Consider the following 20,791-nt stretch of genomic DNA (forward strand, 5'->3'; position numbering starts at 1 on the left):
TCCGATATTTAAAGGGTTTTTCACAATGATTTTTTGATATGATTTTTTTAATAAAGAATACATACTATATTCTTAGAACTACATTTATCAAACTGTAGTTCTATTTTTATTTTTAGATTAAATTAAATCTTAATTTTATAGAGTTTAATTTTTGCTCCTATATTATTACGCTTATATCATATTATAAGCGTAATAATGGTATAAGCTTCAATCCATAATACAACAAAGTCCTTTCATTATGATTAACTTTTGCTTTAGATTAGTTTTTACTCAATTTTTTAAGTGCGTCGCCATTAGCCTTGACAGCTTTTTCAAAACTAGAATTTATTTTTTCTTTACGCAATGTTTGATTTTTTTTTGATGTCGAGTTTTCTTTGTTGTTATTTTTGTTATTAGACATTATTACATCAGCCTCCTTTTAAATATAGCTATTGATATCTTTTCTCTATCTTTAAGGACTTCTCCTCTAAATTTTATATTTCAATTTTTATGTTCGTAATTTGTTTGTTGGTTCCGACGTTACGGTGAACAGTAATATAAATAAACGAAATAAATGTTAAATGGAGCTTGAAAAAAGATGATTTTAAATGTTCTCTCGTAAACATTTAAAACCGGTGAGTTATAATGACTACCTATCGACCTCTTTATATTGTAAGTGATTTCCTGAAAGTTGGTAGTAAGAAATAGAAAATGTTATCACTAAAAAATCTTGCCTCCGTAAAGTTTTTTAGAACCTTGGTCAAAACCTTGGTCAAAGATTTTCATGAGTAGCTTAAAACTGTTAATAATACTGCTATTACAGTTCTTTTAGAAGAAGGTGATTCAACTCCCGCCGTCTCCATATATATAGTGACTACAGGCGTAATCATATCATATGACGTAAAGTATAAATTTTCCGTTTGGAATTTTTATGCTTTATTTCATTTTAGGAATTTTTATTATCGATTGAGTGTAAGGTAACGGGAATAATGTTTAGTTTTGTGTGATTTTGTTATTAAAAGCATAGCTTTGCCTTGTTGGCAGGTGATAATACAGCTGTAGTTCAATAAAACTCACAGAATGGCAATTATATAACTATAAGAGACCTATTAAATAAAATGGGATATTTTAAATTTAAAATCTAATTTATTACAAAATTTAATTAATGTAAAAGTGATAAAAAAATTTCAGGGGGATTGCCAATATTTTTGTGTAATTGATAATCTAACCTTTTCCAATAGATCATCACCACAAAGTTTTATATCCTTCTAACTGTGGAACAAGGAAGCGTCAGGTGATTCTTCTTTTGAAGATGCTCTTTGCGTTTTGTATATTTCTTAATTCTTTGATTAAACTACACAAATTCCCTTGGGAATCTTAACTACACATCCTATATATTGTAATATATAGATTGAAGGGAGAGGTTATTATGAGCTTTCAAACACCAATGACAATCAAAGAAGTAATTGATAATATTCGTCGACATGAATATGTGCTACCAGCAATTCAGCGTGAATTCGTGTGGGATACAGAGCAAATTGAGCATTTATTTGATTCAATTATGCAAGGCTATCCAGTGGGGTCGTTTTTATTTTGGAAGGTATATAAGGAAAATAATTCAAAGTTTCAATTTTATGAATTTATTCGTGATTATCATGAGAAGACGAATAAACATAACAGGGTAGCAGAAATTGATCGTGATACGGATTTAACGGCTATTTTAGATGGTCAGCAACGTTTAACATCATTATTTCTTGGCTTGTTAGGTAGCTATTCCTATAAAATGCCGCGCATGCGTAGAGAAAATCCGAATGCCTATCCGAAACGTTTTTTATATTTAGACATATTAGCAGAGTCTGAAGATTTTGATATGAAATATGACTTTTTATTTTTGGCTGAAAAAGAGGCAGCTGAGGATAATGCGAAAGGTGTAGCACATTGGTTCAAGGTTGGAGATATTTTAAAGTATGAGGAGCCATTTGAAATTAATAATTACATTATGGATAAAGAGTTAAATGCGTTGCCGCAATATAAATTTATTAGTTCTACACTATTTAATCTACATAAGGTAATTCATCAGTCACCGATTGTTAATTACTATTTGGAGAAAGATCAAGAGTTAGATAAGGTGCTCAATATTTTTATCCGAGTAAATAGTGGAGGAACGGAGTTAAGTTATTCAGATTTATTGTTATCAATTGCGACTGCACAGTGGAAGCAAAAGGATGCACGTAAAGAAATCACAGAATTTGTAGATGAAATTAATCAAATAGGCAATGGTTTTTATTTCAATAAGGATTTCGTATTAAAAACGAGCCTTGTGCTATGTGATTTCCCTGATATTGCGTTTAAGGTGGATAATTTTAATGCTTCAACAATGCAAAAAATTGAGGAGAATTGGGATTCTATTAAAGAATCGATTCGCAAAGGTGTCCAGCTAATTGCAAGCTTCGGCTACTCAGAGCAGACATTAACTTCTAATAATGCGATAATACCGATCATTTATTATTTACATAAAGCGCAAGTTTCGAGTAATTATTATATTGATCAAAACTATAAAATTGATTGTAGCGATATTAAAAAGTGGTTAAACATCGCACTATTAAAGAAAGCATTTGGCGGTGCACCAGATACGATTATTATTAAGCTGCGTAAAATTATTGCAGAAAATCATCAGCAATTCCCGTTAACTGAAATTGTGCAAGCTTTCCGTGGAGAGGTGAAAAATTTCAGTTTCGATGATGATGAAATTGATAATTTATTGACCGCAAAATGTGGAAACAGTCGTACATTCTCGATTTTAGCAATTTTATATCCAACGCTAGATTATCGTAATCTGTTCCATTTAGATCATATTTTCCCTCGAAGCAGCTTTACGAAAAAGCGACTGCTAAATGCAGGTGTGGATGAGGAGAAAGTAGACGGTTATATAGCACAAGTAGATTCCATAGCGAATATTCAATTGCTCGAGGGCATCCCGAATATTCAAAAATCGGATAGTCCATTTAAAGAATGGCTTCAAAAAACGTACACAACAAATATGGAACAGAACTACTATATGAAATTGAATTACATTCCAAATATTGATTTAGAACTCACTAACTTCGAAGTATTTGTAATTGAACGAGAGAAATTACTCAAGCACAAGTTAAAACAAATTTTGCAGTAGTTAAATGGAATTGATTTGTGGTGTTTGTAATCTTAAATTTCGTATTTGATAGAGCACAGAGGGAAGGGTTTAGGAAACCTTTCCCTCTGTAATTTTCAAATAATAAATCTTGTTTAAGATATATACGTTGGGTGTATAATCCCACATTTCGTTTTGTAGAGTTATTTTGAATCAAAGATTTATAAAATAAAGGAATATCGTTTAAAAAAGAGAGGAGTATTATATGGATTTAACAAAGCTTATCAAGGAGAATATTCAGATTTCTTTCGCAGTAGCTCTTTCCTTATTTTTTATTCAGATCTTTATTATGCAGGTCTATACAAGCCTGAGAAACAAACTTATGTACACTAACTTTTGGAAGTATTTAACTGAGAGGAATATTTCACGAACGATTACATATGTAGTACTACCTATAGTTTTACTATCTTCGCTCACAGCTTTTCAACAAAAATATGGTATTATACAGCTTGGGAAAGAGGATAATTATATTGCGTTGGTTATTAGCATTCTAACTTTATACGGTATTTTATATACTTTTCTGCAGTTTACAATTGGTTATGCCCTTCAAAATAAAAATGATAAGTACTGGGGGCGAAGTATAACTAAGGATTTCATTCTTAAACGTCTAGGTTTCGAAATATTTAAATCCACATTTTTTAAGATACTTTTGCTATATGCTGTTATTTACCCAACTATAAGTAAGACTACTATTTTAAGAATTAAAAACTTTAACATTCCCCTTAGCAATACAATTCCTCAAGCCTTTTGGGAAGTGAGTGTATCGTTCATTTATATTCTGTATGCATATTTATTTTTACAAAGCCTAAGCAGCATGAAAACGTTATATAATACTCTGGAGAGAAGAGACTCGAGGTTAGAATGGAAAATAGAATCGGCTGTAGCTGAAGAATATAAGTATTATTTCGATTATTCTTACAAGAATAATCGTGATTATTTTTTAAATAAACTGTTTGATGAGTTAAAACCATTAGATCAAAAAGAACAAGGTAAAATGTTGATGTATATTTTAGGAGAGATATTCAGCTCAGAATCTTTTCCTAAAAATCAACAAGGAGGTCTATTTAAACTTTTCAAACAGGATGAATATTTATTTAGATAGATTATTTAATAGCCTTTATGTAAAAATAGAAGAGTGTAATATTCAATTAAGTTTACGTGAGTTATTAGCTATATATAGATGGCATGATAATGCTATTTATAGCAGTTTAAGAAGTTCGAATAAACATGATGATTTACTGAATGGAGATGTTCTCGATGAACTAATTAGTGTCTACTCTAGAAAAAAAAATTTATCTTATAATGAAGACTGTCCTTATTTTAAGTTGCCATCTATCATCGAAAAGCGTATATCCTCCTACAAAGATATTGAGGAAATTCATAGTCAAATTATCCAAAAACAAGGTTTCAAATTTGTCTTAGATAACAAAGTAAATGCTTCAGAACATACAGACTCTTATGACATGATGGTTAATAGTTACTATCAATATTTTTATAAAATGTTGGATTATTATGGGGATTATTTAAGCATTCTAAAATACAATCATTATTCCGGATTCTTTGGAACATTTGGAAAAAGTATAATGAATGAACAGGAAAGTGAAATTATTTATGGTTATTTAATTAATATGGAATTTACAGAACAAAATAAAGATTATGCTATTTTTTTAACAAGTAAGCTAGATTTTAAGTATAGAGCATCCTTCATTTTCTATAACATTCTATACACAGGACCTTCGCGAAAATGGGAAAAAGAAATTCTGTTTTTTAAATATATAATAAATAGAAATATGATGGATGAATCAGTTCGTGATGAACATATACTAGAATTTGTTTGTAATAAAATTAAAAAACATAGAATCGATAGTGACTTGATTAAATGGATAATTAAAAATATCACTATTTCACAACTTAATGAAGAGATTCTTAAAAGATGTCTATCAGAGCAACATATGTCTTATGCTAAATTTCTTAAATTAAAATATATTTTTACTGAACATCATTTTTGCTCATTATATTTCTATGATTTTGATTTTGACATAGTGAATTTTAAACCTCATTCAAATTGGGAACTAGATTTATTAAAGGATATTATGCAAACTCCTGAGTTATTAAAAGAACAATTTTTTTCTCAACATTTGTTTTATTATTGCCAGAAAATTTCATATGAAACAGAGCATTTTCATTACGAACGTAATTTTAGATTATTCCTTATCAATAGTTCCTTCCAGCTCTCGGAAAAACAATTCATTGATTTGCTTGATAACCGTTATTTAGGCAGAGGTATCATAGATTTTTTAATTTTACAATTAGTTAAATCAAAGTACAAATATCTAACGGAAGGGGTAGCCTACAAATCGTTTTCTACTGAGGTGAGAAAAATCATAAGGGAAGCAAATATGTCTGTTAATAGCTATATAAATGAATTAGTTAGTCAGGCTAATAAATGTAGGGATGGAATTATTTACGAAGAAGAAAAGAATGAAATTGTCCAAATAGTAGAGAAGATGATTAAGATAACAAAATAAAAGTAGTGATCTGATTAAGGAAATATAAAAAAAGCAAGTAATTATAAAAAAACCTTCTCTGTAATAGAAATGGCAAGAATAGATGAGGGAATTGCAACTTGGAGGATTTGATTATCAAATCCTCTTTTCTTGTTATACCCTTAGGCTTTCTTAATGTCTATAATAAAATAAATTAGTACAAAGATTGTCTTTCATGTCTAACACGTTTTTTTGAAAAATCCTCTTTGTTGCATTAGCTTTCTTTTAAATATAGATCTATTCGATTTCACTACATCTATATACTTTATAAAAAACAACTAAATTAATGGAAAACGATTATGCCAAAATAAAGAGACGTTGTTTTTGCAACGGTTTTTTATACAAAAAAAAGCATGAATTATAATAGGTTAAATACAAAAAAAGAGTATTTAAAAGTAATTAGTTATTTAAATAAACTAGAAGTAGTGTGTAATTTTGAAAATCATTCAGAATTTTTGAGATTCTTACAAATTTATATGCGATCTTTAACGAGATTAGGAATTTGTCATGCAAGGGAGTATCTCGATGACTATTCTAATTTTGAGCAAGCAAGTACACAAATAGCTAAATTAGAATTGATAAAAAAACAATTAGTCAATACCAAAATCCATCACCAAAGTTTAGGGATTGTAGCAATGCAAGATGATTTGACTATAATTATTGCTTTTTTAGATAAATTGTTAGAAATCATCCAATTCAATATTAATTTAGCTAATTTACAGAGTAACAATGATAGGAGAGCTGGTTTACAAGTTAATAGAAGTCATTTGGAATCATTTGATAATTTAGAAAACTGTTAAATGAACAAATAGATCTTAATTCCGTTTTTAATGATCTTAACGAGAGTTATATAAAAGTGAAATTTCTTATAACAAATAACGGAATTAGTAAAGAGGAAAGAACTACAAATAAAGAATGGATCGAAGTAAAAAATCCAATCGTTTTGATGAATCTTTTTTCAAAACGATTGGATTATTCAATGAAAATCAATAGTTTTTAAAGCAACACCCATCACATTAAAGTGATAAAGTTCAGGCTTTCCTTGGTTTCGGATATCCAATAAGGATAGCGATAATCCCGCAAATCCCTATCAAAATCGGATAGAAAGAGTATTGCAACATGCTCACTGGCGATATTCCAGCAACGCTTGCGGCTGCCAGGAACTGGGCTCCGTATGGCAGAAGACCTTGGGTTGTACAGGAGAAAATATCTAATATACTTGCGGACTTTCTCGGCTCAATCCCATACTGGTCAGCAATATTTTTTGCAAGCGGACCAGCAATTAAAATAGCAATTGTATTATTGGCTGTAGATAAATTAGTTAGCCCCACAAGACCGGCAATCCCGAATTCAGCACCCTTTTTCGATTTAATTCTTCGTGTGGCAAGGTGAAGTAGGAAGTCAATCCCTCCGTTAAGCTTAATAATTTCCACCATTCCAGCTATTAAGATCGCAAGAAATGCCATTTCATACATGCCTGACATTCCTTCGCCGATCTTTTGAAAAAGGTCCATTAACTGATAGCTGCCATCCGCTAAGCCGACAGCCCCGGCCAGAACAATCCCAAATGCAAGAACAAGGAAAACATTCATGCCAATTAGCGCAAAAATAATAACTAATACATAAGGAACAATTTTTATCCAACTATAGCTTAAATGCTCTACTTGTGTCGCAGTTCCACCCATTGTGATAATTCCTAAAATAATGCTCGTTACAATAGCTGCTGGCAACACAATCCAAAAATTCACCTTAAATTTATCTTTCATTTGTGCGCCTTGTGAACGAACGGCAGTAATGGTTGTATCTGAAATAAAGGATAAATTATCGCCAAACATCGATCCTCCAACAATAGCTGCCATTACTAAAGCCATTGAAAAGTCGGTATGCTCACTGATCCCAACTCCAATTGGCGCCAGTGCAACAATCGTTCCTACTGAAGTACCCATTGATAGGGAGATAAAGCAGGCGATGATGAATAAGCCTACGACAAGGAGATTTTGCGGAATGACCGACAAAGCAAAGTTAACAGTGGAGTCCACTGCTCCCATACCTTTTGCTACTTCTGAAAAGGCGCCAGCTAATAGAAAAATAACAACCATCAGCATGACATTTAAATTTCCTGCGCCTTTACAAAAAATATCAACTTTATGTGAAAATGATTCTTTTCGATTCATCGCCAGAGCCACAGCGCCCGCAATGGCAATGGCTACAATGACTGGGAAGGCGTAAAAATCACCTGTAATAACCCCTGAACCAATAAATAAAATCAAAAAAACAACAAATGGGATTAGCGCCCATGGATTTTCTTTCTTCATTGTTCTACCTCCAAAAATTAAAAATGGATCGTCTTTGTCCATTTTTCTCTAAAAAAAGACCTCTTCTTGAAAAACAAGAAGAGGTCTTATATTTATAAAACACTCCTCTTATCTATCAAGCCTTTGCTTGCTGGATTTGGCACAGTAACTTAATCACAAAGTTCCGCTGCCGAGATTTCATAGGGCCAGTCCCTCCATCTCTCTTGATAAGAAGAAAAACATATTATTTTTTGCACAATAATGAAATATTATAATAAAACATCTATATTTGCAACTTATTTTTAATCAAATTGAATTTCAAAACGACATAAAAGTACTTTTTCTCAAAAAGGTCTGCTTTAAGGCTACTAAGAGAAGCTTTAAATTCTCGCGAAATTTAGTGCCTTTAATCTCTTGAAACTGAAAAAGATTTAATATTATTCATCTGGTAATGGATTTTTTTGACAATATAGTAATCGTAAACTATAGTAAAAATACAATATTTAAATAATATTAAAAATGAAATGGAACGTTTCCTAAAGCTAAGGGTGAATTTATGAGTAATTTTATTGTAATGCAAAATGCTACACACGAGGAAGAAATTATCGGAGGATATATGTGGTCCCCGCAAAAAAATAAAAATGGAAATAGCAATCATGCGTATGAACGAATGGCTACAATTAAGGCTGGTAATAAAATTTACAGCTGTTATGGTCAAGCGATTCGTGCGGTAGGTATAGCGACGTCAGATTGTTATATTGCAGAACAACCACATGAGCTACAAGAGAAAAATCTATGGTCAGACGATGGGTATAAAGTGGATGTAGATTTCACAATTTTAGAACATCCAATTATAATTAGAGCTGTTTGGGGAGATATGGAATCTGATCGTCCGCAAAAATATTCTGCCTTTCAAGAAAATGGACATGGAAATCAGGCTTACTTATTTCCATGTCCTGAAGCTTGGGCTAGCTTGTTTGACAGCTTTCTGAACGAAGATAGCTCAGAGGCTGGAGCAGAAGCAGAACTAATAGAAGATGGTGAAATTAACGAGGAAACGTTTGCGACTTCTAGTTACGAGCAGGGAGAGTCTAGAGTTAGTAATAGGGTAGCGGGTAGTACAAAGAAACGTGGTCGAGTAGTAAGCCAAGAACAGCTACAAAAAGACTTGAAAAAGCGTAAAAAAATTGGTGATATTGCAGAACAAAAAGTATTTGAATATGTAAAAAAGAAAGTAATAGAAGTATTCGGAGAACAATACGGAGAGCAGGTAGAGCATGTTGCGCAAACACAAGGTGACGGATTAGGATACGATATTACAGCGTTCGATTATTTACAGCCACAGTCTCCTCCAAGACCAATAAAAATTGAAGTGAAGGGTACAACATCAACAAGTACAAGCGCAGTCTATTCAATTTCTTATCCTGAATTGGAAAAATTTATTCAGTATAAGGATGAAATGTGGCTAGTACGTGTATATGGTGTAGGTAAGAAAAGTGAAATGAAAATGGAAATAGATAATGACTTTAGTAGTTATCACTCAGTAAGTGATTTGCTGACACGTAAGTATGCATATATTCCATCAACTATTGATGTATATGGCACACGAGTGGAGAGTAATAAATATAGATAAAAAATAGGGTTTGAAAATTCACTACATAAGAAAGACTCGACATACATAAAAAATGCAGCAAACTTCAAATAAGTTTGCTGCATTTTTCTTTCGGTTTATAAACCTTCCTCAAAAAAGTCTAAATCCATACGTTTTATTGTAAAGGTTTGTACATTCGATACACCTACATTGTATAAAAACATTAACTCAGTAAGTTTCATCCCATCAATTAAAATTAATGATTTCTCGATACTCTCGGAATATGCAATTGCTTCTTTCGTAAAACGAGAGGTAGTGATAAAAATGCCTTTGTTAGCTTTAAAGCCTACCAAGCTTCCAACAAATGCTTGGATATCAGGTCTTGAAACTGGATTTGTCCAACGTTTTCCCTGTAAGTAGATTTTATCTAATCCGAGGATGTCTTCTTTCACAATGCCATCGATTCCTCCATCACCCGATTTCCCTACTGCTTTCCCGGCATCTGAAATCGATCCCCCGTAACCCATTGCTACGATTAAGTTAACAATTAATTGCTCAAAGAATTGAGGGGAGCATTCCATAATTTTTTCTAATAGTTCAGTTTGCAATGACTGCTTTAAGATTTGATAGTTTTCATTCATAATTTCTAAGGGGGTTCTGGAATCCTCAGAAATAACTGTTTTTATATAAGAATCTGTGGAAGGTTTTGTCCGGTTTTTAAATTCTAAAAATTGAGGGTAACGTTCTAATACTTTCTGATTGATTTCTTTAACAGACGAATCTAGAAGAAGTCTTAAGCCTTCAGGTGTAATTTTAAATACAGCGCGTTTTGGACTACTAATGAGACCAGCATTTTTAAGGTATGTACGTGCCCAACCTATTCGATTGACGACAACTGTTTGATTTCCACTAGGGAGAAGTTCTTCTACTTGTTCTTCTGATAAATTGAAATATTGAGGTAGGAATTCATATAATTCTTTTAATGTATGCTCATTTTCATCTTTGAGATAGTCTAAAAACGGAAACATAAACTGTTCATAAGTAGGTATTTGCAAGTGAGTCATCCCTTTGTATTAATGTTAAAAAACCTATACTTTTATTTTACGATAATTGTATAAGATATGGGACATAATGTTAGATTATAAGGAAGATATATAAGTTATAAAACCTGAGAATTATAAGATAAAAAAACTCAATAGATATGGTAAGAACGACCAATACTATTGAGCTTTTTGTATTCAGCTTTTTAAACTTTAAAAGGTAGAGATTAAATTTCGTTAATCCCACGCTCTATTAATTTGGCATAATCTTTAATATAGGTTTTATACTACAATAAAGATTTTAACATTCCTGAAATTCTGTATACTTAGTCTAAAATAACTGCTAAATTATTTTTATCGACTTTACCATTTAACGTTAAAGGTAATTTATTTAATTCAACATAATAAGACGGTACCATAAAATCAGGCAAAAATTGCAGCAAGTATTCTTTTAATTCTACGGCAGAATTTTGCTCATTCATCACTATATAAGCCGTTAGATATTTATTTTTATTTTTATTTTCTCTTGCAATAACACAAGCCTCTTCAATGGAAGGATGTTGTAAAAGTTTTTCTTCAACTTCACCAGGCTCAGTTCTTCTCCCACCAATTTTTATTTGATTATCAATTCTACCCAAAAATTCAATATTCCCATCAGGTGACCATCGTGCTAAATCACCACAAATATACATTTTCTCATTTTCTACGAATGGATTTTGCGTATAACGTTCACTAGTCAAATCAGGACGATTTAAATATTCTCGAGAAACGCCTACGCCTGATATACATACTTCTCCAGGAACACCAATAGGGGCAGGCTGACGATTTTTATCTAAAATATAGACTTTATAGTTAGCAATAGGTTTACCAGTTGGAATATTATTTCCTACCTTCTCACTTGTTACTTCATAATATGAAATACAAACAGTAGTTTCAGAAGGGCCGTAGGTGTTATATATTTTTACTTTGTCAATCAAATTACTGATATATTCTTTTCTTAACACATCGCCGCCGCTAATCATTGTATGCAATGATTCAACAAGAGGATATTTATTTAATTCATTCAATAATAGTGGAAATCCACTAATCATTGTGACTTTATTATTTCTCATTATATCTAGAAGTTTTTCTGTAGAGGCTACATCATCCCTACAAGCTATAACTAAAGTTCCGCCTGTAAGCAAGATTGGGAAAATTTCTTCTACAGAAATATCAAATGATACTGTTGATTGTTGTAGCATAATATCATTTTCGTTTATGTTGAATTCATTTCTAAAACTATGATAATAGCCTACAACATTTCTATGTTCAACAGCAACTCCTTTTGGTTGGCCGGTTGAACCAGAAGTATATAAAGTATACATTAGATTATTTACATCATGTAATTTATCTAAATTACTAGTAGGATAATGATGTAAAGGGGAATCGTCTAAATATATTTTCTCGCAAGGAATTGATAATTCTATATTTATATGGCTATGAGTTAATAGTAAATTTATATCTGCTTGTCCAAACATATAATTAATACGTTCTAACGGGTAAGCTGGATCAACTGGGAGATATGCTCCTCCCGCTTTAAGGACAGCAAACATACAAATTATCAAATCTTCTGATCGTTCTACTATTAAACCAACTAATTTTTCTGGTTTAACACCTTTTTGGCGTAATAAATGTGCTAATTGATTTGATTTTTCATTTAGTTCTTTATAGGTTAATTTTCTATCTTGGCAAATCAATGCGATTCTATCTGGCCCTTTTTTAACTTGATATTCAAAAAATTCATCAATGGTTTTAGTTGAATCGTAATTAAGTAGATGGGAATTAAAATCATATAATACTTGATGTTTTTCTGTTTCTGAAAGAATATTGATGGCATTAAATGTTTTATGTGGGTTTGATAGTAGGTCAGTTAATATATTAATGAAATGTTCGTTCACTTTAGAAATTGTAAAAGTATTAAATAATTCAACATTATAAAGGACAGTACATTCCAATAAAGAATCTACCTCTAAACTTATATCAATCTTGTAAGTTTCACAGAGTCGTTGAATGTTTTCATCCTTTTCACCAATCAATAAAGCAGAACCAAATAGTCCATTTTTAAATTTTATTTGACTATAAGATGCAACTTCTTCTAAAGCCAGATCTTCATATTGCTGTCTTAGTTTCGTCTCGTATTCAATTTGCTTAACGTATTCTAATCCTGTTGTATTAATATTAGATTTAACACAAAAAGGTAAAATATTTTTATCAATAGTCATTGTACCGAACATAACATGATTTATATCATTATACTTTTGTAGTAAAATTCCCCATGCTGAATATAAAATAGAAGTAACATTAACACTGTAAGTTCTAGCAAATTTCCAAATTGACTGTTTGGTTTCCTCGTCTAAAATAAAGTTTTCTCTTGTCAATTGGAAACCATTATTATTAAATGTGCCTAAAGGTACAACCGTTTTCAATTCAAACTCTTGTAAAATAGTTTTCCAATACTTGTCCTTTGTATCTTGCTTTGCAACTTGCATTAATGTCATCCCCTTTAATAATATATTTCATACCATTGTATATAGGAGCCGTGTTCTATTTTGTTAATATATGTTCATTCTGAATCATGTCCTCTTTTATCTCTTGGCTAGTAACAGTTTTATTTTGGAAGTAAATCAATATTGTTAAACTGATTAAGAGAAAGAAACCTCCAGTAATTTGAGAAAAATGTAACCGTTCATTTAAAAATACAAGAGCAAATACAGAGGTAAAGACAGGTTCTACCATACTAATCATCGATACGTTAGAAGAACTTAATAATTCTAGTGACTTAAAAAATGCTATTTCAGCAATAATGGTTGAGAGAAATACCATACATGCTATGTATAGCCATGCATGAGCATTAAAATCAAAAGAAATTTCCTGCTTTACTAAACCAAATGTGAAAACACCCATTCCTGCAAATAGCGTTGTATAAGCACTGATTATCACAGGAGAATTATTGATCGTTACTTTTTTTCCAACAATCATATATATGGCAAATACTAAAGCTGCTAGAAGGGATAATACTACTCCATAAATATTCATTTTATCTAATGAAACTCCCAGTAAATAAATCATGCTAATGAAAGCTGCCACTAAAGAGATCATAGATCCAATATTCAACTTTTCTTTATATAAAAAATAGGAAATGATACAAACCAATAAAGGGAAACAATAGAGGAGTAGGACTGCCATAGATGAGGAGATATATTTTATTGATTCAAAATGAAAAATAGATAATAGTGTAAATAATACACCACCTAATAAGAAAAGATTTTTAATATCTTGTTTTCCTATTTTTATATTTATGCCTCTAAAAAGGAAAAACGAAAAAAATATCACGGAACTTAATGCAAATCTTAAAAAAAGCAATGTGTAAACTGTCACCCCATGCTCATAAGCTTTGACAGTAAAAATAGGCATAATCCCATAGCCTATAGCTGAAATAACAGCATATACAGCTCCTTTACTAAAGTTACTCATAGAGCTCACCTTCTTGTACATTATTTAGTAAGAGCCGTTCCGGACAGCTGAATCCTGTGAAAGGGAAACTATAGAAGTCAATTTTTATTCTTTAAATACATGAAACTTTTCCTCGAATGTTCCATTAGCCTCCTCCTTCGAATCTGATATTTTTTAATTATCATATGGAAAATCTTAGTTGTTTATATAAATATACATTTTTACCTTTTTATTGTAAATACAGTTTTTTTATTATATTTTTTTGTTACCAATAATCACCACCTGGTTTCGGGCGTAAATGTAAGAAAATGATGCAACAAAGTGATTATGAAAAGTACGAATAAAAAAAGAGACATATATAAAAAGCTCAATAGGTATGCCATAACTATTGAGCTTTTTATATTCAGAGAATTTCCACATGATTAATACAATAAATTTGACTGATCATCTAACAAAACATAAATATATTTAATTTAAACTAGTTTAATTTGTTTAATCTAAATCGGTATTTTTTTCAAGTAAAGATACTAATGTTACAATTAAATATGCTGTAGCTAATGTTTTTGTCAATCCTTTATAATCGTTAGGTATATGTAGACTGGTGATAAACGCTATTACTGCCATTACTATATAAGTTAAAATGCTTTTTAATTTTGTATTTTTTATTGTAATTAAATACATTAATGATTCAGCAAATAAAATAATAAGTAATAAAATAAATATATTTATTAATACATAACCCAAAGTCTTCACCTTCTTTTAAACGATTAAAAAAGGATATCAAATATCAAACAATTAATACTCTTTATTGATACCTTTTTTTATAAAATTAAATTTTCTAATAATAGTCTCGTGCACCTAACCATTCCCTTAGTTAAAACTATGCGGGTGTATTCTTAGGGCCAAACATACAATAACCAATCTAGATTGTTTAGTTATAGAACCTGAGGATAATAAAAAATGTAGGGGTATTTGCAGGAATTGATAATGAACTGCTACAGGAGGATGAAGAGGTAGATAGTTTACTAGAAAGCCTAAAACCAGATTTACTTTCTTTATTCGAGCTTACGAATGACCTAAAAAAATTAAAGCCTTGGCAATATTTAAGAGATGATGAAGTCGTTATCATTGACTTTGAAGATGCAGATTACAAAGTACTTGTTTCTGTTATGGGAGCTGGTGGTGAAGAGTTTGGATTGATGATTTTTGACATGGAACTCCAAACTGCACCTCCAATTGTAAGATGGTATGTCTAACAATTGGAGCGCAGTTCAAATACGGATCAGCATTTTTTATATCACTATTTCAAATTAAATCATACTTTTTTAGATTGAGTTGGCACAAATATGGTACAAGTATTTCAGAGGCTAACCTTCAAAAAAGGTCAGCCACTTTTACAATTTATTTCTAAAAATGAGGTTGTTGCTCAATCAATTTCCTCAATCACTACGGTTTAGGTTTACTACTTGATTAGCAATATAAAATTTACCCTCTCGTTTATACACTACAGATTTTGGAAATTCATCTCCGTTTTTTCTTTCATATATAGGAGTACCCTTATTTAAAGAATTAGACTCAAAATTATTATCCGGAAATTGATATCTATTTATTTTTTGCTTAATCTCCCCCAATTTTCTTACTACTTGGGAATTTTCAACTGGTTCCCTGGTTACGACATAGACTGTATCTTGAATTTTTAGCATCTCTACAAGATTGTGTTTGCTCTCGTAAACCTTATCATAAGTTATAAGCAAGGCAACTATAAGTATTGTTATACTAATAATCCAAAATGTTTTTTTGTTTTTCATACGGAACACTACTCTCTATTTATTTCTACTCGTAACATATGTACTTGAGCATTGCTTACATATTTTGTCGTGGAACCATTGTATATTCCTGCTCCATTATATTTCTTCACATTGTATTTAGTCACATCCATGATATTTCCTCCTTCTTTATTTTCCCCGAGTATATTACAAGCATATCAGTAGCTTTAAATAATAAAATCAACTTTTGTTATAAATTGGACTAAAATTGATAAAAATCAGAAAGTAGCTATTGTAATGGACTTTGTAGAAAGTAAACTCCCGAGTATTTGAGGCGTGAGAGAGTTTATGAAAACTGAGCAAATGGATTTATTTAAAAGAATAGCGTACAATTATTCAACTCATTTTCGTAACTATAGCAAATTAATATAAGTTCAATACAAATCTTAAAAGTAAAAAAATTATCTAGTGATTTAAACTTTTTCGCCAACCACACAAAAACCCACGGAAAGTGTGTAGCCTTTTCCGCGGGATATCTTTTTTTAGGTAAAAAGATATTTCGTAACTTACTTTAACCAAGGTTTGTTTTAAATCAAAAATGCTTTTCAGCAATTCAAGTAATCACAGCCGGAATACCTAATTATCCATTATTTTTCAATTGGTATACTCCATTTTCTTCGAATGTATTCCATCAGCCAAATATAGACTAACAAAAGAAGAAGTGAAATAATGATTAAATGAAATCCCAACTCTATATTCTGTCCTACATTTGCACGAAATGTTGAAGCATTGGTGTTAAATAAACTTGGGTAAATGGTTAATAATATATTTTTTAAGTCATATTTACCCAACGGCGGTAGTATCAAATTGTATATGCCCAGAAGAAATAAGCTAATAAAAGTGTTTCTAGTTACTGCTGTCAGGTAGAAACAAAATATAAAATTCATAAAGGCAACAATAATGATTAATAGCAACTGTATGGGTGCTTTGTTTAAATACGAGATTTGATTGAGAAGTGTTGTATCTATGTTTAATGAAGGTTTAGGTTTAATAAAAAACATAGATAAATATTGTAGTAACAGGAAAATAATTATTGATGCAAACAGAAAGAAAAAGATACTCAAAAGACTAGCTAATATCTTATTCAAACTCAATTTCCATTGAGTATCTAAACTCAATCTAATTTTAGTAGTATGGTATTTTATATCTGAGTTAGCCACAATTATCCCGTAAATACCAGCCGTAAATGGAAAAATGATAAAATATGAGGAAGATAATAATTGATTAATTCCATTTTTAACATTCATAGCTACTAGACTTGATTGATAAGCCATATAATAATATTTTAGTGGGTTATTGATTTGTTCCACATTATTATTGAAAGTTACACTGAAATGCCCGCTTAAAAATTGATGAATATCTTCCCCATTTTTAGTAGCTTCTTCTAGGTGCATCTCGAAGTTAATCAGATTGCTTTGAATTAAATTAACTTGAGAAAAAAACATCAATGATGATAAAAGAATGGAGATTGCTAAAAAAAGATAGAATATCTTTGCACGTCTTTGATAGTAAAATTCAAATAGCATTATTATCTCCCTTCTGGACTAGTAAATAAGCTACTTAGTTCATTTTTCTCAATGGTTTCAAGTTTTTGATTCCGTACTACTAAAAATTCGTCTCCTAATTCCATATATAACTTTTCATGGCCACTCATCAATATGACTGAATCTCGACGTAAAGTATTTAAAGAATGGAATAATATCCTTCTATTATTTTGATCTAATCCATTTAGTATTTCATCTAATAGGATTATCTTAGGCTTCAATAACAGTAAAAGAATTAACGAGAGAATCTTTTTTTCTCCTAATGAATAATCTCTAACTTTAACTTTATTTAACACATCCAATGGTAAGTATTCAATTACCTTTTCTTTAAGCAGCTCTTGTACCTTTTTATTTTTTGAAAAGAGTGCAAGGTTATCAATTCCAGTCAAATTTAAATAAAATGGTGTGGAATCAAAAACACAAAACTGTTCTTTACTCTCTTTCTTTATAGCACCAATAAAGTTTTCTAAACCCAATATACAACGGAAAAGTGTGGTTTTTCCAACCCCGTTTTCTCCGTAAATATAATAGATTTTATTATCATGAAAATTGATAGAAATGTTATTAAAAAGAGCTTTGTTTCCAAAGCTCTTTGAAAAATTTATAAGTTGTAGCATTGTTATCTCCTAACTACTTTTTTAATACCAAGTATAGTTACCATTTCCATGAACACCATAGTAATCAGTATAATCATAGTTGTAGATTGTCACATCTCCCCATGGAGTAGGAGTCCCAGCACCAATAGTTTTCATACCATACCATTTGTGAGTAGCCGATGTCTGACTAGTAGGTTTGATACCTTTTTTTCTTACGATATTTGGTACAATATAACCTGCTTCTTGGAATGCTTTACTGCTTGTTACCTTTCCACCACTATAATTGAAGTCGATATTATCTCTTGACCACATAAATATAGAACCACGATAAAAACTTGCCCTTTGTGAAGCTCGAAGCATAGAATTGCTATCAATAACTTTATTGTCCGTGAAGTTATCAACTAGCTCTTGAACTTCTGTTGGGACAGTAATAGTTGGATTTTCTTGTACTATTTCTGTAGCTTCTCCAATTGGATCTTTTTGCTCGGCTGCTGCACTTGATGGAGTTGGGAATAAAATAATAGTTCCTAATACAGTTGCTAATCCTAATAATGTAATTTTGCTCGTTTTCATATTTTAATAAACTCCTCTCTTTTTCTTTTTTTGTCTTCTTTATTAATTTGTAATATTTGTGTCATTTGGAAATTTAGTCACGTAGTAATAGCTTTCACGATGTTTACTATAATCTACAAATTTATGGTATATCGATATATTTTAATTTCATTAACTTAATCCACATTTTTTGTTTTTATCTACAAGGAGATTAATCTTAATCGAAAACACAGATAAAAAATTTTAGCATGGTATTTCCTCCTTCATTACTTTTCCCGGGTATATTATTAGCATATCAGTAGCCATAAATATTATAAAATCAATTTTTGTTGTAAATTGAACAAAAATTGATAAAAGTCAGATAATTAAGTGTTGCTTGGAGTTTGAAATCGTAGCTAATACTTATAAGAAAGAAAAGAAGCCTAGTAAAAACTAGACTTTTACATTTAATTAGAGGCAATGGAGCACTCATAAAGTCCTATAGAAGAGCCTATGCCACCAGTCTATAAAAGTTTCAAAATCAACTTTTGTTATAAATTAAACAAAAATTGATAAAAATCAGAAAAAATGTTAAGGATGGACTTTATAAAAAGTAAACTCTCTAGCATTTGGGAAGTGAAAAAGTTTATGAAAACTGAGCAATTGGATTTATTTAAAAGAATAGTGTACAATTATTCAACTCATTTTCGTGACTATAGCAAATTAATATACGTTCAATACAAATCTTAAGGGTAATAAAAATTATCTAGTGATTTAAACTATTTCGCCAACCACACAAAATCCCACGGAAAGGTTGTAGACTTTTCCGTGGGATTTCTGTTTTGATGAAAAAAATATTAAAGTAGCTATCTATCCCCGATAAACACTTTCACATGTATCAGGTGCTGGTTCATAGAAGCAATGATTTTTAAATTGACCAGTAAAAGGTTGACCGTACCATGTTGGTGGGCATGGTGCGTATGGATTGAAGTACCAAAGTGCGAATTTCGCTGGATGTTCTCTCCAGTAATCCAACGTCAGTTTGGCTAATCTTTTTTCATTAGGTCGCGCTCTTTGGTAAAATAAATTCCCTTTTTGAACCGCTTCAAAAGAAAAATTTCCTCCTTGTACCTGATAAATAACATCATTAATGGTTCTTAAATCTTTGAAGTCTGGACATTCTGCTACAAGACGATTCACAATGACATTGCCAACATATAGCATTCCTTGATTTCCTTCACCTTCCGCTTCCGCTCTCATCATCCTTGCCACTAAGCCAATGTCAGAATCTATATATTTTACTCTTGGCATTTTTTCACCTCCACCATATAGTATGAAAAAGAGCCTTCATTATTGTCATTTGAAAATTTAAACGGTACGACAACCAAAAAACACACCATCTATGCTGTCGGGAAAACGGCTAGATAGCGTGTTTATTTTGTAGTATTAAAAATTCTTTTTGAAGTACGGTGTTTTTTTCATCACGATACATACTGGAATTGCGATGATTAATCCGACAACGTTTTGGATTAAGTCTCCAGGAATGGATGCCATCGGGGCAACCCAGCTTTTGAACATAATCGCTTGCCCGATATAGTAAACCCCCATCATTACGGGCATAGCTACAACTGCTGCTAAAATGTTTAATCGGATGTCGTCGCCTCTACGTCCTTTAGACCAAGCGATTTTCCCAACGATGGCGCCTTGTAATGCGCGGGAGATAATTGTAGTTGGCGCCCAAATTAACCAACCACCTACAATATCGAATAAGCCCATTCCGATTGCTCCGGCAAGTGCTCCCTTTTTAGGTCCGAATAAAATCGACGTGATTAATAGCATAGATGTCCCTAAGTGAATAAGGCCACCTTGCCCAAATGGTAGCCTAATATTAATAAACATTGTGGCGACGAAAACAAGTGCTGCTAAAATGGACGTAATCACCAAATCAAATGTTTTCGTGCGTGGTTTTGTATAGGATCGACTTTGTATTGTTTGCATTTGCATGTCCTCACTATGATGAATTTTTTGATAATTTTAATTTAGCAAAGGGCTGACTATCGTAAAAGTGCCAATTTGATAAAAATATTAAAGGTCAGTTTAATTTTTTATAAATATGCACATTTTCGCATCTTTCTAATTGTGATACGATGAAGAGAGTACAAGCA

19 protein-coding genes and 1 riboswitch are annotated in these 20,791 nt (G+C 31.2%); of the genes, 6 read left to right on the forward strand and 13 right to left on the reverse strand.

Annotated elements, in window-relative coordinates:
* Positions 1-259 precede the first annotated feature (259 nt).
* Positions 260-400 carry a hypothetical protein gene (locus ACQKN4_RS17795; protein ID WP_427484371.1) on the reverse strand — a complete coding sequence of 47 codons (141 nt, stop codon included), beginning with the start codon at positions 398-400 and terminating at the stop codon, positions 260-262.
* Between the two features lie 1,008 nt (positions 401-1,408).
* Between ACQKN4_RS17795 and ACQKN4_RS17800 the strand changes: the two genes are divergently transcribed.
* From ACQKN4_RS17800 to ACQKN4_RS17815, 4 genes are all read left to right on the forward strand, one after another.
* Entirely contained in the window at positions 1,409-3,148 is a 1,740-nt protein-coding gene (locus ACQKN4_RS17800) for a DUF262 domain-containing protein (protein ID WP_427484372.1), read from the forward strand.
* 223 nt (positions 3,149-3,371) lie between these two features.
* On the forward strand, positions 3,372-4,268 hold the full coding sequence (locus ACQKN4_RS17805) for a hypothetical protein (RefSeq protein ID WP_427484373.1): 897 nt from the start codon (positions 3,372-3,374) through the stop codon (positions 4,266-4,268).
* Positions 4,249-5,694, forward strand: coding sequence for a hypothetical protein (locus tag ACQKN4_RS17810; protein WP_427484374.1), 1,446 nt, complete (start codon positions 4,249-4,251; stop codon positions 5,692-5,694). The genes ACQKN4_RS17805 and ACQKN4_RS17810 overlap by 20 nt, the downstream gene beginning before the upstream one ends.
* Positions 5,695-6,065: 371 nt before the next feature.
* Positions 6,066-6,512 carry a hypothetical protein gene (locus tag ACQKN4_RS17815; protein ID WP_427484375.1) on the forward strand — a complete coding sequence of 149 codons (447 nt, stop codon included), beginning with the start codon at positions 6,066-6,068 and terminating at the stop codon, positions 6,510-6,512.
* Positions 6,513-6,743: 231 nt separating this feature from the next.
* Here the strand turns inward: ACQKN4_RS17815 and ACQKN4_RS17820 are convergent, their stop codons facing one another.
* Positions 6,744-8,027 (reverse strand): Na+/H+ antiporter NhaC family protein, encoded by a 1,284-nt coding sequence (locus ACQKN4_RS17820; RefSeq protein ID WP_427484376.1) that lies wholly within the window; start codon positions 8,025-8,027, stop codon positions 6,744-6,746.
* 105 nt (positions 8,028-8,132) lie between these two features.
* Positions 8,133-8,240: riboswitch (SAM riboswitch) on the reverse strand.
* A gap of 322 nt (positions 8,241-8,562) precedes the next feature.
* Between ACQKN4_RS17820 and ACQKN4_RS17825 the strand changes: the two genes are divergently transcribed.
* Positions 8,563-9,639, forward strand: a complete 1,077-nt coding sequence (locus ACQKN4_RS17825; RefSeq protein ID WP_427484377.1) for a DUF3883 domain-containing protein — start codon at positions 8,563-8,565, stop codon at positions 9,637-9,639.
* Positions 9,640-9,734: 95 nt separating this feature from the next.
* On the opposite strand, the gene ACQKN4_RS17830 is transcribed toward ACQKN4_RS17825, so the two are convergent.
* The 4 genes from ACQKN4_RS17830 to ACQKN4_RS17845 form a co-directional block, all read right to left on the reverse strand.
* The gene (locus tag ACQKN4_RS17830) at positions 9,735-10,661 is read right to left on the reverse strand and encodes a restriction endonuclease (RefSeq protein WP_427484378.1); all 927 of its coding nucleotides are present in this window, start codon (positions 10,659-10,661) and stop codon (positions 9,735-9,737) included.
* A 302-nt stretch (positions 10,662-10,963) separates the two neighbouring features.
* Positions 10,964-13,165, reverse strand: a complete 2,202-nt coding sequence (locus tag ACQKN4_RS17835; RefSeq protein WP_427484379.1) for a non-ribosomal peptide synthetase — start codon at positions 13,163-13,165, stop codon at positions 10,964-10,966.
* Positions 13,166-13,220: 55 nt separating this feature from the next.
* A complete protein-coding gene (locus ACQKN4_RS17840) occupies positions 13,221-14,150 on the reverse strand; it encodes a DMT family transporter (protein WP_170938961.1) in 930 nt (309 codons plus the stop codon).
* Positions 14,151-14,621: 471 nt separating this feature from the next.
* Entirely contained in the window at positions 14,622-14,873 is a 252-nt protein-coding gene (locus tag ACQKN4_RS17845; protein WP_427484380.1) for a hypothetical protein, read from the reverse strand.
* Between the two features lie 248 nt (positions 14,874-15,121).
* Between ACQKN4_RS17845 and ACQKN4_RS17850 the strand changes: the two genes are divergently transcribed.
* Positions 15,122-15,385: a DUF7309 domain-containing protein gene (locus ACQKN4_RS17850; RefSeq protein WP_427484403.1), complete on the forward strand. Its 264-nt coding sequence runs from the start codon at positions 15,122-15,124 to the stop codon at positions 15,383-15,385.
* A 183-nt stretch (positions 15,386-15,568) separates the two neighbouring features.
* Here the strand turns inward: ACQKN4_RS17850 and ACQKN4_RS17855 are convergent, their stop codons facing one another.
* The 7 genes from ACQKN4_RS17855 to ACQKN4_RS17885 form a co-directional block, all read right to left on the reverse strand.
* Positions 15,569-15,937 (reverse strand): hypothetical protein, encoded by a 369-nt coding sequence (locus ACQKN4_RS17855; protein WP_427484381.1) that lies wholly within the window; start codon positions 15,935-15,937, stop codon positions 15,569-15,571.
* 8 nt (positions 15,938-15,945) lie between these two features.
* The gene (locus tag ACQKN4_RS17860; RefSeq protein WP_276207753.1) at positions 15,946-16,068 is read right to left on the reverse strand and encodes a hypothetical protein; all 123 of its coding nucleotides are present in this window, start codon (positions 16,066-16,068) and stop codon (positions 15,946-15,948) included.
* 474 nt (positions 16,069-16,542) lie between these two features.
* On the reverse strand, positions 16,543-17,481 hold the full coding sequence (locus ACQKN4_RS17865; RefSeq protein ID WP_427484382.1) for a hypothetical protein: 939 nt from the start codon (positions 17,479-17,481) through the stop codon (positions 16,543-16,545).
* A 2-nt stretch (positions 17,482-17,483) separates the two neighbouring features.
* Positions 17,484-18,116, reverse strand: coding sequence for an ATP-binding cassette domain-containing protein (locus ACQKN4_RS17870; protein ID WP_427484383.1), 633 nt, complete (start codon positions 18,114-18,116; stop codon positions 17,484-17,486).
* Positions 18,117-18,137: 21 nt separating this feature from the next.
* Positions 18,138-18,668 carry a hypothetical protein gene (locus tag ACQKN4_RS17875; RefSeq protein WP_427484384.1) on the reverse strand — a complete coding sequence of 177 codons (531 nt, stop codon included), beginning with the start codon at positions 18,666-18,668 and terminating at the stop codon, positions 18,138-18,140.
* A gap of 828 nt (positions 18,669-19,496) precedes the next feature.
* The gene (locus ACQKN4_RS17880) at positions 19,497-19,937 is read right to left on the reverse strand and encodes a cell wall hydrolase (protein ID WP_079561429.1); all 441 of its coding nucleotides are present in this window, start codon (positions 19,935-19,937) and stop codon (positions 19,497-19,499) included.
* Between the two features lie 135 nt (positions 19,938-20,072).
* The gene (locus ACQKN4_RS17885; protein ID WP_427484385.1) at positions 20,073-20,624 is read right to left on the reverse strand and encodes an ECF transporter S component; all 552 of its coding nucleotides are present in this window, start codon (positions 20,622-20,624) and stop codon (positions 20,073-20,075) included.
* Between the last annotated feature and the right edge of the window lie 167 nt (positions 20,625-20,791).

Origin of the sequence: Lysinibacillus sp. NPDC093692, from assembly GCF_050280125.1 — a bacterium.
In the GTDB taxonomy this organism is placed as follows: Bacteria; Bacillota; Bacilli; order Bacillales_A; family Planococcaceae; genus Lysinibacillus.

Coding starts and splice junctions, on each gene's coding strand:
- ACQKN4_RS17815 (WP_427484375.1), top strand. CDS start 6,066: ATGAATTATAATAGGTTAAATACAAAAAAAGAGTATTTAAAAGTAATT.
- ACQKN4_RS17870 (WP_427484383.1), bottom strand. CDS start 18,116: ATGCTACAACTTATAAATTTTTCAAAGAGCTTTGGAAACAAAGCTCTT.
- ACQKN4_RS17805 (WP_427484373.1), top strand. CDS start 3,372: ATGGATTTAACAAAGCTTATCAAGGAGAATATTCAGATTTCTTTCGCA.
- ACQKN4_RS17830 (WP_427484378.1), bottom strand. CDS start 10,661: ATGACTCACTTGCAAATACCTACTTATGAACAGTTTATGTTTCCGTTT.
- ACQKN4_RS17825 (WP_427484377.1), top strand. CDS start 8,563: ATGAGTAATTTTATTGTAATGCAAAATGCTACACACGAGGAAGAAATT.
- ACQKN4_RS17875 (WP_427484384.1), bottom strand. CDS start 18,668: ATGAAAACGAGCAAAATTACATTATTAGGATTAGCAACTGTATTAGGA.
- ACQKN4_RS17840 (WP_170938961.1), bottom strand. CDS start 14,150: ATGAGTAACTTTAGTAAAGGAGCTGTATATGCTGTTATTTCAGCTATA.
- ACQKN4_RS17795 (WP_427484371.1), bottom strand. CDS start 400: ATGTCTAATAACAAAAATAACAACAAAGAAAACTCGACATCAAAAAAA.
- ACQKN4_RS17810 (WP_427484374.1), top strand. CDS start 4,249: ATGAATATTTATTTAGATAGATTATTTAATAGCCTTTATGTAAAAATA.
- ACQKN4_RS17885 (WP_427484385.1), bottom strand. CDS start 20,624: ATGCAAACAATACAAAGTCGATCCTATACAAAACCACGCACGAAAACA.
- ACQKN4_RS17865 (WP_427484382.1), bottom strand. CDS start 17,481: ATGCTATTTGAATTTTACTATCAAAGACGTGCAAAGATATTCTATCTT.
- ACQKN4_RS17855 (WP_427484381.1), bottom strand. CDS start 15,937: ATGAAAAACAAAAAAACATTTTGGATTATTAGTATAACAATACTTATA.
- ACQKN4_RS17860 (WP_276207753.1), bottom strand. CDS start 16,068: ATGGATGTGACTAAATACAATGTGAAGAAATATAATGGAGCAGGAATA.
- ACQKN4_RS17820 (WP_427484376.1), bottom strand. CDS start 8,027: ATGAAGAAAGAAAATCCATGGGCGCTAATCCCATTTGTTGTTTTTTTG.
- ACQKN4_RS17880 (WP_079561429.1), bottom strand. CDS start 19,937: ATGCCAAGAGTAAAATATATAGATTCTGACATTGGCTTAGTGGCAAGG.
- ACQKN4_RS17800 (WP_427484372.1), top strand. CDS start 1,409: ATGAGCTTTCAAACACCAATGACAATCAAAGAAGTAATTGATAATATT.
- ACQKN4_RS17835 (WP_427484379.1), bottom strand. CDS start 13,165: ATGCAAGTTGCAAAGCAAGATACAAAGGACAAGTATTGGAAAACTATT.